2 protein-coding genes (1 of these 2 cut by a window edge) are annotated in these 18,715 nt (G+C 66.6%); both read left to right on the top strand.

Annotation, left to right across the window (positions count from 1 at the left end; translation table 11 throughout):
* Positions 1-3,515, top strand: partial view of an SDR family NAD(P)-dependent oxidoreductase gene (locus tag ACSQ20_RS11555; protein WP_436020015.1) — the 3' portion only. The gene continues 13,399 nt to the left of window position 1, outside the view; the window shows 3,515 of its 16,914 coding nt (coding positions 13,400-16,914); its start codon lies off the left edge, out of view; it ends in the stop codon at positions 3,513-3,515.
* Positions 3,512-18,715: an SDR family NAD(P)-dependent oxidoreductase gene (locus ACSQ20_RS11550; RefSeq protein ID WP_436020013.1), complete on the top strand. Its 15,204-nt coding sequence runs from the start codon at positions 3,512-3,514 to the stop codon at positions 18,713-18,715. Before ACSQ20_RS11555 ends, ACSQ20_RS11550 begins: the two co-directional genes overlap by 4 nt.

Below are 18,715 nucleotides of genomic sequence, written 5' to 3'. Positions count from 1 at the left end.
TCGCCCTCGCCAGTCCGCTGTTCGGCACGCCGGGCCGCGACTGCCACGTCACCGTCGAATTCCGGCGCAGCGGCGACATGTTGCAATTCTTTGTGCGCTCGAGCATCGCGCCCGATGGCGCCGGCGAGCGGCTGCACATGCAAGGCTTCATCGCAGCCGCGCCGGATCAGTTGTCGCAACCGGCACTCCTACCCGCGTTCGATGTCGAACATACGCTCGCGCGCGCCGATATTCCGACCAACACCGGCACTTGTTATGCGCCGTTGGAGTCGCTCGCGTTCGGCGCGTCGTATGCAACAGCGGAAATCCGGCCAGCGTCGCATTCGTTCGGCTTTACGATCGGCCCGTTCGCGCTCTACGGCGGCCTGTGCACCGTAATCAACTATGCGACGTGGCTCGTCGAACGACAGTACGGCGCGTGCGACGACGCATTTTTGCCGCATCGGATCGGCGCGCTTGCTGCGCGGCACGTGCTTGATGGCCGTGCTTACCGGGTTCACGCGCGCATGCGTGCGCTCGAGCGCGACGTGGCCGAGTTCGATTTCGACATCGTCGACGAGACCGGTGCGCTCGCACTATCGGTCGAGAGGATCAGCCTGCGCCGGGTCAGCGCTCAGGCGTTGTCTGCGCAAGCGACACTGGCCCGCTGGCCGCAGCGCGAGCGCGAAAGCGGCAAAGCGGCTGAAAAAGTCGCCGTGATCGGCATGGCGTGCCGCTATCCGCAAAGCCCTGATGTCGAGGCGTTCTGGCGCAATCTTGCGCAGGGGGTCGATTGCGTGGTCGAGGTCCCTGCGGACCGCTGGCCGGACGACGACTGGTTCCATGCCGACCCCCGCCATCGCGGCACCTCGTATTCGAAATGGGCGGGCCTGCTCGAACGCATCGACACGTTCGACCCACTGTTCTTTGGAATTTCGCCCGCCGAAGCCGAGTTGATGGACCCGCAGCAGCGCATCTTTCTCGAGGAGTGTTGGAAAGCCATCGAGCACGCCGGATACGCGCCGAGTGCGCTATCGACAAGCACCTGCGGTGTGTATGTCGGCTGTTCGACGGGCGACTACGGCCGCGTCTTGCAGCGCGCAGGCGAAGATACCGCGGGCCCGGCATTCATGGGTACGTCGAATGCGATCCTCGCCGCGCGTATTTCGTATCTGTTGAACCTGAAAGGGCCAGCGGTTGCGATCGATACCGCCTGTTCGTCGTCGCTGGTCGCGGTGCATCTTGCCTGCGAGAGTATTCGCAGCGGCGAGAACGACGTTGCGCTGGCGGGCGGCGTCAATGTGCTCGCAACGCCGATTGGTCATATTCTGACCTCGCAGGTCGGCATGCCGTCGCCCGACGGCCGCTGCGCCGCGTTCGACGCGAGCGCGAACGGCATCGTATTCGCCGAGGGCTGCGGCGTGCTCGTGCTGAAAGCGTTGTCGAAGGCGCTGGCCGATAACGACGAAATTCTCGGTGTGATCGATGCGTCCGGCACGAACCAGGATGGCAGGACCAACGGCATCACCGCGCCCAGTACAACGGCGCAGGAGCAACTGCTGCGGCAAGTCTATCGCCGCTTCGGCATCGATCCGGGATGCATCGGCTATGTCGAGGCACATGGCACCGGCACGCCGCTTGGCGACCCGATCGAGGTCGCAGCACTTGGTTCTGCGTTCGGCGCCGCCGCGCAACCGTGCGCGCTGGGCTCGGTGAAGAGCAACATCGGCCATACCGGTTTTGCCGCGGGCGTCGCCGGGCTCATCAAGGTGCTGTTGTGCTTGCGGCATCGCAAGCTCGCGCCGTCGCTGCACTATCGCAAGCCGAATCCGCATATTGATTTCGCGTCGTCCCCGTTTTTCGTCAATACCGCGTATGGCGACTGGGCCAGCGACACCACGCGCGTCGCAGCGGTCAGCGCGTTCGGTTTCAGCGGTACGAATGCGCATGTGGTGGTTTCGGAGTATGTGCACGCGGACGATGCTCCGGTATTACCTGCGCTTGCACCTGTGCCTGCGTCCGCGTCGCGCGCCGCAGCGCCATGCCGCTATGCCGTGCCGCTGTCGGCGCGCAGCGAGTCGCAGTTACGCGAGCAGGCGGCTCGGCTGCTCGCCTACTTGAGTGCCGCAGCGCAGCCGGTCGACTTGCGGCGCATCGCGTACACGCTGCAGGTCGGCCGCGACGCAATGGCGCACCGGGTCGGTTTCATCGCGGCGTCGGCCGCTCAACTCGAGGACCAGCTGCGCGCGTACCTCGATGGCAGGTCGCGTGAGTTCGAGGTCTATTGTGGTCCGCCCACGCCGGACGCGCACACGCAGGGACTGTTCGCGGATGATGGGCTACGGCGCCTGCTCGACGAATGGCTTGCGCAGCGCAACTTGCCGAAGGTGCTGAACTTGTGGGTGCGCGGCGTCGACCTCGACTGGCGGGCGCTTTATGGGCGCACTCGGCCGCGACCGCTTGCGCTGCCCACCTATCCGTTTGCGCCGGAACGGTACTGGGCGGGCAGCGCTGGCAACGCGCCGCGCAGTTCGCCGGCACGCGCCGATGCAGCCGATTCGGCGCTGCACCCGCTGCTGCATCGGAACACGTCCAATCTCGACGGGCAGCGCTACACCAGCCGCTTTACCGGCCGCGAGCGCCTACTGGCCGAGCATCGCGTGAACGGTCAGCCGGTGCTGCCCGCCGCGGCCTATCTCGAGATGGTGCGCGCGGCGCTGGCCGACGCGCTGCCCGGCGGGCTCGAAGGCCGGTGCGCGCAACTGCGTGACGTCGTATGGACGAGGCCGTTCGTTGCGATAGGCGAAGGCTGCATCACGGTCTCGTTATACGAAGCGGGCGGCGACGACGGTTGGATCGACTTCGAATTCGCAAGCGTCGCGCCCGACAGCGGCATGACGCTGCATTGCCGTGGACGATGCCGTGTGCACAGCTTGCCGAGTGCGCAGCCGCTCGATCTCGCACGGCTCGGCCAGCGCATGAACGCGGGACGGCTCGACCCGGCCGAGCTGTATCCGCGCTTTGCGGCGCTGGGTCTCGAATACGGTCCTGCATACCGGGGCGTGGTCGCGCTTCATCAAGGCGACGGCGAAGCGCTCGTCGAGCTGAGCGTGCCGATGGCGGCGAACGACGAACTGTGCGCTTGTGTGCTGCACCCGCTCGTGCTGGACAGCGCGCTGCAGGGCACGATCGGGCTCGTCACAGCCGTCGACGGCCGACCTGCGTTGCCGTTCGCATTGGAGGCGCTCGACGTGATGTCGCCCTGTACGGCGCAGATGCGCGCATGGGTGCGCTATACGAATGAGCGCGCGGATGAGCACGTGGATCGCGGCGCGGCGCGGCGCAGGGTCGACATCGATCTGTGCGATCGCGACGGTGTGCTCTGTGCGCGGCTGCGCGGCTTTGCTTCGCGTCCGATGGACGGCACCACGGCACAAGAAGACGCTGACCTCGAACTCCAGCAGATTCTCGAGCGTGTGCTCAACCACGACCTTTCCTCGAGCGAAGCAGCAGAACTGACCAGGCTAAAGCTATGAAACAAGAGCTGGAGGAAATCTATCGGGCGCTGGCCGACGGACGTATTTCGAAAGAAGCGGCGTTGCAGCGGATCAGCGCGCTGCGGGGTGCGGCGCGAGCCGATACGCTGCTCGCGTCGGCTGAATGGGAGCCGGAGGGGATCGTTCGCGATGCGTCGACCGCGGGCGAAACGCGGCACGTGTTGCTATGCGGATTCCGGGCCTGCGACGCCGAGGCCGTGGCGGCGCATATATTGGCGCACCCCGCGGCGCACACGTGCGCCGTGCTGCGGTCAACGGCGGGCGACGATGTCGGCACTGCGTACCGACAGCTTGCGCTGGCACTTTTCGGAACGGTGCAGCGGTTGCTTGCCGCGAAGCCGCGCATGCCGATGCTCGTGCAATTGGTCGTAGCCGGCGACGACGAGGCGCATTGGTGCGCCGGGCTCGCCGGCCTGATGGAAACGGCGCGGGTTGAAAACCCATTGCTGCTTGGGCAAATCCTGTTCGTCGGCAGCCTAGCGCAGCCCGCCGACATCGCGCAGCGCATCCGCGACGAGTGGCATACGTCGCGCGACACGGTGGTGCGTTACGCAGACGGCGGGCGCTTCGTGCGGCGCTGGCAGGTGATTGACGCAGTGCCGGCTGCATCAGCGGACGCCGGCTTAGGCCTTGCCGAACAGCCGCACCGCACCGACGTGCCCATACCGTTAAAAGAGCGCGGCGTTTATCTGATCGTAGGCGGCGCTGGCGGCCTCGGGCGCCTGTTCGCGCAACAGATGCTTGCCGATGACGCAGGCGCGCGCGTGATCCTTGCCAGCCGTCGCACGCCCGACGAAGCCTCGCTTGCAGCCTTGCGTGCGCTGGGTCACGTTGAATGTTGCGCGCTCGACGTCACGGATTTCGCGCAGGTCGATGCGCTCGTGAGGACGGTGCTGCGTGAGCACGGTCAACTGAACGGTGTCGTGCACAGCGCCGGGCTGCTGCGCGACGACTTCATCGTTAGGAAGCAAGCGGACGCGTTCGCTGAGGTGCTCGCACCGAAGGTCGCCGGCACTGTCAATCTCGATCGGGCCACGCAGACGCTGGACCTCGATTTCATGTTGCTGTTTTCGTCGGTTGCCGCCTGGGCGGGTAACGTCGGACAGGCGGATTATGCGGCCGCGAATGGCTTCGTCGAGCAGTTTGCCGGCTACCGGAGCCGGCTTGTTGCGGCGGGCGAGCGGCGCGGACAAACGCTCGCGATTGCATGGCCGCACTGGCTCGATGGCGGGATGCAGATCGACGCCGCCAGCATGGAAGCGTTGCACCGGCGCACCGGCTTGCGCTCGCTGCCGACCGAAACCGGGATGCGGGCGAGCCGCCGCGTGATGGTGGGCGATCGGGCACAGTGGATGGTGATGCACGGCGAGCGCGCTGCGCTCGAACGCGCATTGCTGCCGGTGCTTGACGCACGCCCCGGCACAGTCCCGCAGATCACAACCGCTGCCTCGCGCGATGATCTGCACGATCTGCACGTGCTGACCCGCGTCTTTTTGCGCGACGAACTCGCGCCGGTGCTGAAACTTCCCGCTGAACGCATCGATCCACGCGCGCCGCTCGAACAGTACGGGATCGATTCGATCGTCGCAATGAGTTTGACGAGCCGGCTTGAAGCGACGTTCGGCACGCTTGCGAAGACGCTCTTTTTCGAATATCAAACGCTCGACGAGCTAACCGGCTACTTCGTGCAGGCGCACGCGGCGACGCTCGCCGAACATTTTGCAGCCGCGGCTGCTCCCACTGCTTCGCAGCACGATGGCACGCCGTCTGCCGAGCCGGCGGCGCCGCTCGCCACACCGAACGCACGCCGGGCGCGGCGGCGCATGCCGGCCAAGCCGCTGCGCGGCGAGCCCCGTCCATACGATGAACCGATTGAAGCGATAGAGGCGATAGAGCCGATTGCGATCGTCGGTCTGAGCGGCCGTTATCCGCAGGCGCCGGATCTGAACGCCTACTGGCGCAATCTAACCGAAGGGCGGGATTGTATCGTCGAGATTCCGCGCGAGCGCTGGGACTGGCGCGAGTACTACCAGGCGCCACGCCCGCGCGACGGCGCACATCACAGCCGTTGGGGCGGTTTCATCGACGGCGTTGATGAATTCGATCCGCGCTTTTTCAACATCGCGCCGCGCGACGCAGCTGCCATCGACCCACAGGAGCGCCTCTTCCTTCAGCACGCATGGATGGCGATCGAAGACGCCGGCTACACGCGCGCGAGCCTGCAGATTCCGCACGCTTTCGATCTTCCGGGCCAGGTGGGTGTCTATGCGGGCGTCATGTACGGCGAGTACAACCTGTCGGGCAGCCTCGCCGGTATCGCGAACCGGGTATCGTATTTTTTGAATCTGCACGGTCCGAGTCTGACGCTCGATTCGATGTGCTCGTCGTCGCTCACCGCGCTGCATCTGGCGAGCCAGGATCTGCGCAGCGGCCGCACGAGCCTCGCGATCGCGGGCGGCGTGAATGTCAGCATCCACCCGAACAAGTACACGGCGCTGAGCGCGGGCCAGTTTCTTTCCGGCGACGGCCATTGCCAAAGCTTCGGAGAGGGCGGCGACGGCTACATTCCCGGCGAAGGGGTCGGCGTGGCGGTATTGAAGCGCTTGGCCGACGCTGAGCGCGACGGCAATCACATCTATGGCGTGATTCGCGGCAGCGCGTTGAACCACGGCGGCAAGACCAACGGCTATACGGTGCCGAACCCGCGCGCGCAGGCGGACGTGATCCGTACGGCGATGGCGCAAGCGGGCGTCGATCCGCGTCACGTCAGCTACGTCGAGGCGCATGGCACGGGCACCAGGCTTGGCGACCCAATCGAGATTGCGGCCCTTGCGAAGGCGTTTGAGAATGCGGCGGCACGGCGCATCGGCGTTTGCCGGATCGGGTCAGCGAAATCGAACATCGGCCATTGCGAGTCTGCGGCCGGGATCGCGGGTGTGACGAAGGTGCTGCTGCAGATGAAGCATCGCGTGATCGTTCCGTCGCTGCATTCGCGCCGGCTCAATCCGCATATCGATTTCGACGCGACGCCGTTCGTCGTCAATCAGACACTGACCGAATGGACGCAGCTCGTCGACGATGGGCGGCGCGTGCCGCGTATGGCAGGGGTGTCGTCGTTCGGCGCGGGTGGGTCGAATGCGCACCTGATCATCGAGGAATATGACGCACCGATGCGGCCACTTCCGGTGGCCCGCGGGGTGTCCGATCAACTGTCCCATGAACCGATCATCGTGCCGCTGTCGGCGCGCACCGCCGAGCAGTTGCTCCAACGCGCTCGCGATCTGCTTGTCTTTCTCGAAGGTCATGCGGATGTGGACCCCGTTGCGTTCGCATACACGCTGCAGGTCGGCCGCGAAGCGATGGACGAACGCATCGCTTTCGTGAGCGATACGCTTGGCGGGCTACGGGCCCAACTGCACGCGTTCGCTGCGGGCGGCGAGCTGCCTGGGCAAAGCTATCGCGGACAACCGCACCAGTACGACGGGCCCGCAGACAGCGCGCGCGTTGCCGACGTCGAGCGTGAGCTCGCCGCGCGCGCGTTGCCGGCGCTCGCTCGAAGCTGGGCCGCCGGGGCGGCCGTGGATTGGGGGCGTCTGTACGCGCCCGACAGCCGGCCGGGGTTGATCAGCCTGCCGACTTATCCGTTCGCGCGCGAGCGGCACTGGATCGCCCCCGTGCGGGCTGCGCAGACGCCGGCCACGCTGCACCCGCTGGTGCACACGAACACGTCGGATCTGCACGCGCAGCGGTACACGTCGCGCTTTACCGGTGGCGAAGCGTTCATCGATGCCGATGCCGGTGCCGAGATGCCCGCACTGTTGGTGCTGGAGCAGATGCGCTTCGCGCTTGCATCGGCGGCGCATGCTGATGGCCCCGGCTGGGACATCATTGACTTGCGATGGGGTGAGGCGGTCATCGCAGCGCAAGAGCGCACGTTGCATACGGTGCTGTTCGCACGCGAGGGCGACAGGATCGATATCGAAATCTACAGTGTCGACGACGCGGGCCGCGAGCACGTTCATGCGCAGGCGCATGCACGCGCGGCACGCATACCGGTGGCGATTGATTCCGCGCATCTGCGTGTGGATCACCGCTCGCCATACGCGGGTGCCCTGCCGGAGGGGGTCACGCGTGCCTGCTACCGCGACGGCGATGGGCATTGGCTGCTCGCCGAGCTCGCCGCGCGCCCGCGGCCGCGGCCCGGTGAGGAGGCCGCGCGCTGGGGGCTACACCCGGATCTGATGAAGCAGTTGAACGCGTTGCTCGTGATGTCGATCGGCGCGCCGGTTGCGCCCGTGGCGCTCGACAGCGTCTACATCGCGCGCGAGGGCGAGGGCGAGGGCGAGGGCGACCGCGACCGCGACCGCGCGAGCGCTGCGATGATCCGGCTACGCACGGACATGGACTCGCGCTTCGATGTCGATGTATCCGACATTCACGGCAACGTTTGCCTGCAGTTGCGCGGGTTGTGCTTGCAGATAGCCGAACGGCAGGCCGCCGCGGCGGTGCCTGATGACGATCGCGTATCGCTCGGCGATGAGGCGTCCGTTACGGTGGCCGAAACCGGAAGTACGGCTGCGCCGCGCGAGCTGAGGTTCGAACCGTCGCACGTGCCTGCCAAGCCGGTGTTCCGTGGCAAACCCGTCGATGTCGTGCTGGCGCCGGCTGCGGCTGCCGCAGTGACAGTGGCCGAACCGACAACGATAACGCCTGCCAAGATTGCTTTGACGCCGGCCGATCCTGCGTCAGCTAACCCGGAGCCGACGGCGGTCGCGCTATTCGATCTCGGTGGCGGCGTCTTTCGCATCGATATCCGAACGGCCGCGCTCTCCACCAGTGTCGGGTCGTTGGCGCGTGCGCTCGATTTCGTGCAACGCGAGGCATCGCTGCGCACGCTGCTGCTCGCCGATGCGTCGGGGCAGGGGTGGTACGGCGCACGAGCCGTCTGCGACGCGCTTGTCGAACAACGTGTGCTGGCCGCGCTCTGCGCGTTTGCCTGCCCGGTTGTCGTGCTCGCGCCGTTCGGCGCAGCCGGGGCGGGCTGGCTGCTGAGCCTGGTCGGCGATTTCATGGTGCTCGGCGACGAATCCAGCTATGGCTATACGGATGCCGCGTCCGGCCTGATACCGGAACTCGCCGAGGACCAGCTGTTTCGCGCACGGCTGGGCGACGTGCTGGCGGACGATTGCCTGTACCGGGCCGGCACGCTCCGCGGCCGGCAACTGCGCGAACGGGGCTGGACCTGCCGGGTCGCGCCGTCCGGCGAGGCACCGCAAGACGCGATGCAGCTTGCGCGCCTGCTCGCACGCAAGGCGCCGCTCGCCGCGCGGCTCCTCGCCGGACATCTTCGGCGCAACGTGACGGCTGCTGTGGCTGCGTTGGCGCCCGCTGCGGCAAGCTTTGATGCGATTGCGATGCCGATTGCGGGGCCGATAGCCGAAGCGGCAGCTCCCGTCGTCCTCACAAACGATGCCATCGATGCAAGCGCGCTTGCGCACGGCGCATGGGTAGTCGAACTGGGCGCAGGCTCGCTTGCATACGATATCGCCACGCTGAACGTCGAACTGAAGACTGCGTTCGAGCATGCTCGCGGGTTGCCGGACTGTCGCTCGATTGTGTTGACGAGTGTGGACGTGGACCGCTTGAACACGGCTGCCCGTGCGTCTGATGAAGCCTCGGTCCGCGCACTGCTGGACACATTGCTCAGTTGCCCGCTGCCGCTGGTGGCGGCGTTCGAGGCCGGCGCTGAGGGCATCGCCTGGGTGCTGTCACTGGCGTGCGACACGACTGTCTATCGCGCGGATGCGTGCTACGGGGTAGCAGGACTCGACGCGTGGCCGCTACTCGCGCAGGACGCCGCCGCCCTCGGCGTAATGCGCATCGGCGCCGAATTGAGCCGGCAGCTGAGCTTTGCGGCCGAGCGCTGGTCGGGTGGCGAACTGCATGCGCGCAATCACGCCCTGCCAGTGGCCGCATCTGGAGAAGTCCTCCCGTGTGCGTTGATGCTTGCCGATTGCTGGCGCCAGTGGCCCGCGGCGCGCGTGCGCGCATGGAAGGCAGGGCAGGCCGCTCGTCTGCGCGCGCTGCTGGATGCAGCACGTGCTGCTGCGCGCTCGACGACCCAGTCGGCCGATGCGGATCTTGCCGCGCTCACCGATGCCGCCGTGCAAGTGCAGGTGCCGCTTCGCTCGACCGTAGTCTCGGCGAGCGAGCACGCGGATGGCGTAATCCTCGTCACGATGCACGAGCGCGACGCGAAGAATCTGTTCACGACGGCGCTTGTCGATGGACTGCACGAGGCGTTCGCCTATGCTGGCGCGCATCCGGCATGCAAAGCAGTCGTGTTGACCGGCTTCGACAGCTATTTCGCCACTGGCGGCACGCGCGACACACTCATTGCGCTTCACGCGGGCGACGCACGCTTTACCGACGAGCGCGTGTTTCAGTTGCCGATGGATTGCCCCGTACCGGTGATCACTGCCATGCAAGGGCACGCGATCGGCGCGGGCTGGTCGTTCGGCATGTTTGGCGACTTGGCGATACTGAGCGAAGAAAGCCAGTACGTCAGCCCGTACATCGACTACGGCTTCACGCCCGGTGCTGGTTCGACGTTGGTGTTTCCCGATCGCATAGGGCTGGATCTCGCGCGCGAGACATTGCTTGCCGGGGTGGGGCTATCCGGTGCGGCGCTGCGCGCACGCGGCGTCGCGTTGCCGATATTGCCGAGTCGCGACGTGCTCGCGTTCGCATTCGAACTCGCGCATCGGATCGCGCGGCAGCCGCGCGTGCGGCTGGTGCAGCTCAAGCGTCTGTTCACGCATGCGTTGCGGCACGCGCGCGATGGCGCTTACGCGCGCGAATTGGAGATGCACGAGGCTACCTTCGTACGCAATCCGGAAGTTCTCGCGCGGATCGACGAACGCTTCGCACCCGGCAGCGGGCCTGCGCAAAAGTCCTCCGCGGCGGCCAATGCGCCGGCGCCGGCCGCCGATGCAACGGCAAGCAACGGCAACACAACCGAGACAACCGCTGCCGACGTCGTTACCACGTTGCGCATGTTGCTCGCGCGGGAGCTTCATTTGGAACCCGGGGAAATCGGCGAGCGCACGTCGTTCGTCAGTCTCGGGCTCGACTCGGTGAGCGGTGTGACTTGGGTGCGCAGGATCAACGAGCACTACAGCATCAATATCGAGGCAACCCGCATCTACAGTCATCCGACGCTTGCCGAGATCGCCGAAGCCGTCATGCAGGCCGCACTCGCTGCGGGCGCGTTGCGTACCGCGCCGCGCGCTACGCCGAGCATGGTGCCGAGTACGCCACCTGCCGCCGCGTCCAAAACCGCCTTTGCGCCGCCGCCCCACGCCCGTACGGCATTGAGCTCATGGCGCCGTGCCGCCGCGCGCGAGCCGGGCCGCACTGGCTTGCTCGAGCCGGTCGCGGTAATCGGAATGGCAGGCCAGTTCCCGAAGGCCCCCGATGTCGAGACATTCTGGCGCAACGTCGCGGCGGGCCTCGATTGCATCGAAGAGGTACCAAACGCGCGCTGGCGCGTGCGCGACTATTTCCAACCGGGTGCGCCGACGCCTGGCAAGACCTATAGCCGCTGGCTCGGCGCGCTCGATGGGTACGACTGCTTCGATCCGCTTTTCTTCAATCTTTCGCCGGCCGAAGCCGAGTGCATGGAGCCGCAGCAGCGCTTGTTCATGCAATGCGTGTGGCATTGCATCGAAAACGCGGGCTACGCCGCGCAGCGGTTATCCGGTAGCGCGTGCGGTGTGTTCGTCGGATGCGCAACGAGTGACTACCATCAGGGCGCTGACGAAGCACGTCTGAGTGCGCAAGGCTTCACCGGCGCGGCGACGTCGATCTTGGCCGCTCGTATTGCGTATTTCCTCGATCTGCACGGACCGAGTCTGGCCATCGATACCGCGTGCTCGTCGTCGCTCGTTGCGCTCGCTCACGCATGCGACAGCCTCAACGCAGGCCACTGCGACGTGGCGCTCGCAGGCGGCGTCTATGTCATGGCGGGCCCGTCGATGCATGTGATGACCTCGCAGGCCGGCATGTTGTCGCCCGACGGCCGCTGCTACAGTTTCGACAGTCGCGCAAACGGCTTCGTACCTGGCGAGGCAGTCGGCGTGCTGATGCTCAAGCGCCTAGCCGATGCCGAGCGCGACGCAGATCGCATCCTGGCGGTACTGCACGGCTGGGGCGTGAATCAGGACGGCAAAACCAACGGCATTACCGCACCGAACGAGCAGGCGCAGAGCCAATTGCTGCAGTCGGTGTATCGGCGCTTTGGCATCGATCCGGACGGCATCGAGTTGATCGAAGCGCACGGCACTGGCACGAAGCTCGGTGATCCGATCGAGGTCGCGGGTTTGAAGACCGCGTTCGAGCCGTTCACGCAGCGTGCCGGATACTGTGCGCTGGGCTCGGTCAAGAGCAATATTGGCCACTGCCTGACGGCGGCGGGTGCGGCGGGCATCATCAAGTTGGTGCAGGCGTTGCGACACCGCCAATTGCCGCCGACGCTTCACTATCGCGTGTGCAACGAGCACATCCGGCTCGATGGCAGCCCGTTTTACGTGAACGATCGGCTCCGGCCATGGGGCGTCGATGCGGGCCGCGAGCGGCGCGCGGCGATCAGCGCGTTCGGGTTTAGCGGAACGAACGCACACATCGTGCTTGGCGAATATATCGAGCGCGACGGCGCTCGCGCACGCACGCACCGGCCCGATGTCGTGCTTGATCGCGCGGGGCGGATGGCGATCCCGCTGTCGGCGCGTAGCGGCGCGCAATTGCGACATAAAGCGCGCGACTTGCTGGCCTTTGTGCGCGCCGGCCAGGACGAGCGCAATGCGTATCCCCAGCACGAAACACCGGGTCTGGCCGAGATCGCCTACACGCTGCAAGTGGGCCGCGATGCGATGGAGGAGCGCGTAGCGTTTCTCGCAGCGTCGACGGACGAACTCGCTGAACGGCTCGATGCCTATTTGGCCGCCGCCGATGCGCACGGAGCACTGCCTGACGGCGTGCACGGCCTTCACCGCATCTACGCGGGGCAACTGCGGGCGCATCGCGACAGCATCAGATTGTTGAGCGACGATGCCGAGGTTGGCCAGACGCTGATCGGCAAATGGTTGGAACAGGGGCGGCTCGACAGGCTGTTGGATCTGTGGGTGAAGGGTTTCGATTTCGACTGGAACCTGCTGTATGGCGACGCGAAGCCGCGCTCCGTCGCGCTGCCGAATTACCCGTTCGCTACCGAGCGTTACTGGCTGCCGCGCGCGCCCGTGCAACGTGGGGTGTTGCATCCGCTCGTGCATCGCAACGTCTCGGTGTTGAGCCGCCAGCGCTATCAGTCGTGTTTCCACGGCGACGAGTTTTGCTGCGATCTGCGCTTGGCCGATGCTGTCGTACTCGCGCCGGGGGCGTTGCTCGAAATGGTGCGCTGTGCGGTTGCCAACGCGACGGCGGACCTTGGCCCGCATCATGCCCTGACGCTGCGCGACGTGCGTTGGATGCAGGCTGCGCGCTGCACGGTGCCGGCGGGCGGCAGTCTCGAAATCACGCTTGATCTTGCGGCACGCGATGACGGCGGTATCCGCTTCGATCTGCTCGATACGGACGGCGGCGGAGCCGCTGCGCCACCACTGGCGCACGGCGCGGCGTGGCTTCGCGACGATGATCAAACACCGCAACAGTTCACGCCCGCGACACTGCGCGCGCGATGCCCGCGTGAGCCACTTTCCGCTGGCGGAGCGGACGGCATCTATGCGCGTCTCGCGCGCGCCGGGCTTGCAGTCGGCCCCGCGCTGCGCGTGCTTGATACGCTCTCTTTCGGCGAGGGCGAATGCTTTGCGTCGTTCGACACGCGCATGGACGAGCAAGACGCCGCACGCGGTTGCATACTGCAGCCGGGCATCGTCGACGCCGCGTGGCAGGCAGGCTGGCTCGCTGCGCTGGACGACGGCGCGGCGTTAGGGCTCATGCTGCCGGACCAACTCGGGATACTGACGCTCCCCGTAGCCGAGCGCGCACCCATCCGCTACGCCTGGGTGCGTCGCCAAACAGGTGCCGCGCTCGCGCTCGATATCGACCTGCTCGACGCGCAAGGCGTTGTCGTCGTGGCACTGCGCGGCCTGACGTTGACGCCGGCGACGGCCGCGGAGGCCGAGATCGCGCCTGCCGAAACCGCTGCGACGCCAGACACCGCCCTCGCACTCGCGGCGCCGGTTTGGGATGAGCTGCCGGCCGCGCCCGCGGCGAGCCGCGACGTCAACTCCGATGCCGGCGCACGCGTGCTGGTACTCGGCGCGAGCGCCCAGCATGCGGCAGCCTTGTCGCGGTGCCTGCCACAGGCGGTTTTCGCAGATGTTGACATGCAAGCCCCGGTTGCCGAGCTTTTGGCGCGCACGACATTCGATCGGCTCGTCTGGGTCGTGAGCGCGGACGAGGGGCAGGATGGGCTCAGGTTTGACCTGACGGGCGAGGCAATCATCGCGGCTCAGTCGCGCGGCGTGATGTTCGCGCTGCGCATCGCGCAGGCGCTTGTCGAAGCCGGCTTCGAGAATCGTCCGTTGGCATGGGATTGGATTACGTTCGGCTCAATCGCGGTTCGCCGCGGGGAGGTTGCCGATCCGACCCACGCAGGCTTGCACGGGCTGTGCGGCAGCCTTGCGCAGACCTATCCTCACTGGGCGTTGCGGCTTTGCGATCTGCCCGCGGTGCCGGACGCAGCGCTCGCCGTGCTCGGCACACCGCCCGCGGCAGCGAACGGCGCCTGCTACGCCTGGCGCGATGGCGAATGGTTCGGCCAGCGGCTCGTCGGCGTTTGTGCGCCGGTAGCCGACGTGCGAGCGCTGTCGCCGTACCGGACGCGTGGCGTCTATGTCGTGATCGGCGGCGCCGGCGGCCTAGGCGGCGTCTGGACCCGGCACGTGCTGGCGACATGTCATGCGCATGTGGTGTGGATTGGCCGCCGGCCGCTCGACGCAGCCGTGAGCGCGCAACTCGACCGGGCGTCGGTGCTGGGCCGGCGGCCCGAGTATCTGCAGGCGGATGCCTCCGAGCGCGCGGCGCTCGAGCATGCATATCAGCAGATCAAGCGTTGCCACGGCGCGATTCACGGCATCGTCCACGCGGCGGTGGGCGCGTTTGACCAAAGCCTGAAAACGGTCTGCGAAGCGGACTTTCGTGCGGTGCTTGCCGCGAAGCTCGACGTGAGCGTGCGGCTCGCTCAGGTGTTTGCGCCCGAGATGCTCGATTTCGCGTTGTTCTTCTCGTCGAACGCGTCGTTCGTGCGCGGTGCCGGAATGGCTGCGTATTCGGCCGGCTGCGCGTTCAAGGACGCGTTTGCGCTGCAGCTTGACCGCGTATGGCGTGGGGCCGCCAAAGTCGTGAATTGGGGCTACTGGAACGTCGGTGCGGGCGATGCGATTTCGGACGCGATGAAGCGGTTCTTCGATGTCAGCGGTTACCGGCCGATCGAGCCGGAGGAGGGCATGCGCGCGCTGGATGCGTTGCTCGCAAGCCCGTTGCGGCAACTGTCGATTTCGCGGCTCGCACCCGGTGCGGCGGGGCGCCTTGCCGACGGTAGCGAGTGGTTGAGCGTGCAGGCCTCGCGCAGTGCGGCCGCCGGCCGGCCGCCGCCGCTGGCGGCGCTCGCGCGCTTGCCGGTGCCGGCCGCGTTCGATGCGCTGCGCGGCCGAGCCGGTCAGCCGATGGAGCCGCTGCTCGCGCGCTTGCTCGGCGCTCTGGTGGCGACGACGGACCGGCCGGCGCCAGCGTTCGCGCGCTGGCTGGCCGAGAGCCGCCGAATCATCGCCATGCACGCCGATGCAGGCACGCCTGACGATATGACCGATCTCGACGCCGCGTGGCGCGCCTGGGACGCCGCGCTGCCGGAGTGGCTGCGAGACAGCGGGCAATGCGCGCTTGTGCGGCTCGTCGATCGCTGCGTGCGCGCATTGCCCGATATCCTGCGCGGCGCGTGCAAGGCTACCGATGTGATCTTCCCGGATGCTTCGCTCGAACAGGTCGAGCAGGTCTACAAGACCGATGCGCATTCGCTCGCATTCAACGCCGCCTTGCAGCAGGCGTTGGTTGCCGCGCTACGCGCGCGCATCGAGGCGAACCCGGGCGCGCGGCTGCGCCTGATCGAAATCGGCGCGGGCACGGGGGCTACGACGGCTGGCATCCTCGCGAGACTCGACGCGTATCGCGCCCATATCGACGAGTATTGCTACACCGATATCTCGAAGGCGTTTTTGTTCCACGCCGAACAAGCTTACGCACCGCGGGCGCCGTTCTTGCGCACGCAGCTGTTCGACGTCGAGCAGCCGCTCGCTGCGCAGCGCATCGACGTGGGCGGCTACGATTTCGTGATCGCGGCCAACGTGCTGCACGCCACACGCGACGTTCGTCATGCGCTGCGTAATGCCAAGGCGTTGCTGTGTCGCGGCGGGATGCTGCTGATGAACGAGATCAGTTGCCATTCGGTCTGTGCCCACGTGACGTTCGGCTTGCTCGAAGGCTGGTGGCGCAACGAGGACGAAGCGCTGCGCATCCCCGGGTCGCCAGGGCTCGAGCCCGACGTATGGCGTCGCGTGCTCGACGCGGAGGGTTTCTCGCCGGTGTTGATGTTGCACCCGGATACCCATGCTGCCGGCCAGCAAATCGTCGTTGCGATCAGCGACGGCATTGTGCGGCAGCGCGCAGCTTCGGCGCGTTCGCCTGTTGCGACAACGGTCGAGGCCTCGCCACCCGTAGATCGCCGCGAACAGCCGATGGCCTCCCCCGATGAAATCGACGACACGCGGCTGCGCGACGTGGCAGTGCGCTTGTGCGCGCAGCTATTTGCTCGAGCCATGAAGCTCGACGCCGATCAAGTCGACCCGTTCGAGCCGCTCGAGCGATACGGCTTCGATTCGATTGTCGTGAGTCTCGTCAATCAGCAGTTGCGGCAGTATTTTGTCGATATCGACAGCACGCTGTTATTCGAGTGCCGCACGATCGACGCGTTGGCCGGGCATTTGCTGAGGACGCAGCGCGGCACGTTGGTGCGCATTGCCGGCGCCGCGTCGCAGCAGCCGTCGCCGGCCATATCGGCCGAGCGCGAGCGTGCGGCGAGCGCGTCGGCTTCTGTGCCACGCATCGTGCCGGTGACCGCGCGTGCGTCATTGTCGGCAACGTCCGCCGTACGCCGCGGCGCGCTGCGCGAACCGATCGCGATCATCGGCATCAGTGGTGTCTATCCAGACGCGCCCGATCTCGACGCGTTCTGGCACAACCTCCAAGCGGGCCGCGATTCGATCCGCGAGGTTCCGGCGCGGCGCTGGCCGCTCGACGGTTTTTACGAAGCGGACGAACAGCGTGCCGTCGACGAGGGTCTTAGCTACTGCAAGTGGGGCGGCTTCGTCGATTCGTTTGCCGAGTTCGATTGCTTGTTCTTCGGCATCCCGCCACGCGAGGCGCTGAACATGGATCCGCAGGAGCGGCTTTTCCTTCAGGCCGCATGGCACGCACTCGAAGACGCCGGCTACACACGCGCCGCGTTGCGCGACGCCTGCGCGCGGCGTGTCGGCATATTCGCCGGCATTACCCGCGCTGGCTATCAACTGCACCGCCCGCCCGCTGGCGACGCCGCAAAGTTCCGCCCGCGCATGTCGTTCGCTTCGGTCGCGAATCGGCTGTCGTACTTCCTCGACGTGACCGGCCCGAGCCTGCCTGTCGATACGATGTGCTCGTCGTCCCTCACCGCGATCCATGAAGCGTGCGAGCACATCCACCACGGCGAGTGCGATCTTGCGCTCGCAGGCGGCGTCAATTTGCATCTGCATCCGAGCGGCTATGTCGACATGTCGTCGCAGCACATGCTCGCGCCCGACGGCCGCTGCAAGAGCTTCGGTGTTGGCGCCAACGGCTTCGTGCCAGGCGAGGGCGTGGGCGTCGTGCTGCTCAGGCCGCTGGCCAGCGCGCTCGAACACGGTGATCCGATCCACGGCGTGATTCTCGCCACTCAGCTGAACCATGGCGGCAGGACGAACGGCTATACCGTGCCGAACCCGGTCGCGCAAGCGGAACTGGTGCGCGCGGCGCTCGACAAGGCCGGCATCGATGCGCGCGACGTCAGCTACATCGAGGCGCACGGTACCGGCACCGAGCTCGGCGATCCGATCGAAATCGCAGGTCTTAAGCAGGCCTTTTCGCACGACACGGAGGACACCGGCTTTTGCGCGATTGGCTCGGTGAAATCGAATATCGGGCACCTCGAAGCGGCGGCTGGCATCGCGGCCCTGACCAAGGTGTTATTGCAGTTTCGGCATGGGCAGATTGCGCCGTCGCTGCACGCCGAAGCCGTCAATCCGCACATCCGCTTCGACGAGACGCCTTTTCGTGTCAACCAGACGCTGTGCGAGTGGACGCCGCCAATTGTCGACGGTGCGGTGCGTCCGCGGATTGCCGGCATCTCATCGTTCGGCGCGGGCGGTGCAAACGCGCATGTGATCGTAGCGGAGCATCGGGGCGCCCATCCGCCGAGCGTGTGCCCAGACAGTGGCCCGGTCATCGTGCCGCTGTCGGCGCGCACCGCCGGGCAGTTGCGGCGCAGGGCAGCTGATTTGCTCGCCTACTTGCGGGCGCATCGCGGCGAGGCCGATTTGATCGCGCTCGCATACACGTTGCAGGTGGGCCGTGAAGCGATGGAGGAACGACTCGGCTGCGTCGCGGCGGGTGCCGATGCATTGGCCGCGCAGCTTGCCGCCTATGCAAACGATGAACGTCTGGCGCAGGGCGTGTTTCGCGGTTGCGCGCGGCACGCAGGCGCGGCGCTCGGGGCCGAGCCGCAGGCGTTTGCGCCAGAGCAGTACGAGCAGCTGGCCGAGCAGTGGGTGCAGGGCACCGACATCGATTGGCGGTGGCTCTATCGCAGCGGTGTACGGCCGCGGCGCATCGGGCTGCCGGGGTATCCGTTCGCGAAGGACGAATACTGGCCCGAGGCCGCGTCCGCATCGCCCGCCGCTGCGTATGCGTCGGCGTCAACGACAGCGACCGCGACCGCGACCGCGACAGCAGCGGCGCTCGATCTCGCGCAACTCGAAGCGGTGCTCACGCAGATCGACCGCGCCGAAATCGACGTGGGCGACGCGGCTCGTCGAATAAGGCGTCTGGTTTGA

It is taken from the genome of Trinickia sp. LjRoot230 (assembly GCF_964253315.1).
GTDB lineage: Bacteria > Pseudomonadota > Gammaproteobacteria > Burkholderiales > Burkholderiaceae > Trinickia.
This window is presented reverse-complemented; position numbering and strand designations above follow the sequence as displayed.

Excerpts from the sequence above, each read along its gene's own strand:
- ACSQ20_RS11550 (WP_436020013.1), top strand. The coding sequence starts at position 3,512 with ATGAAACAAGAGCTGGAGGAAATCTATCGGGCGCTGGCCGACGGACGT.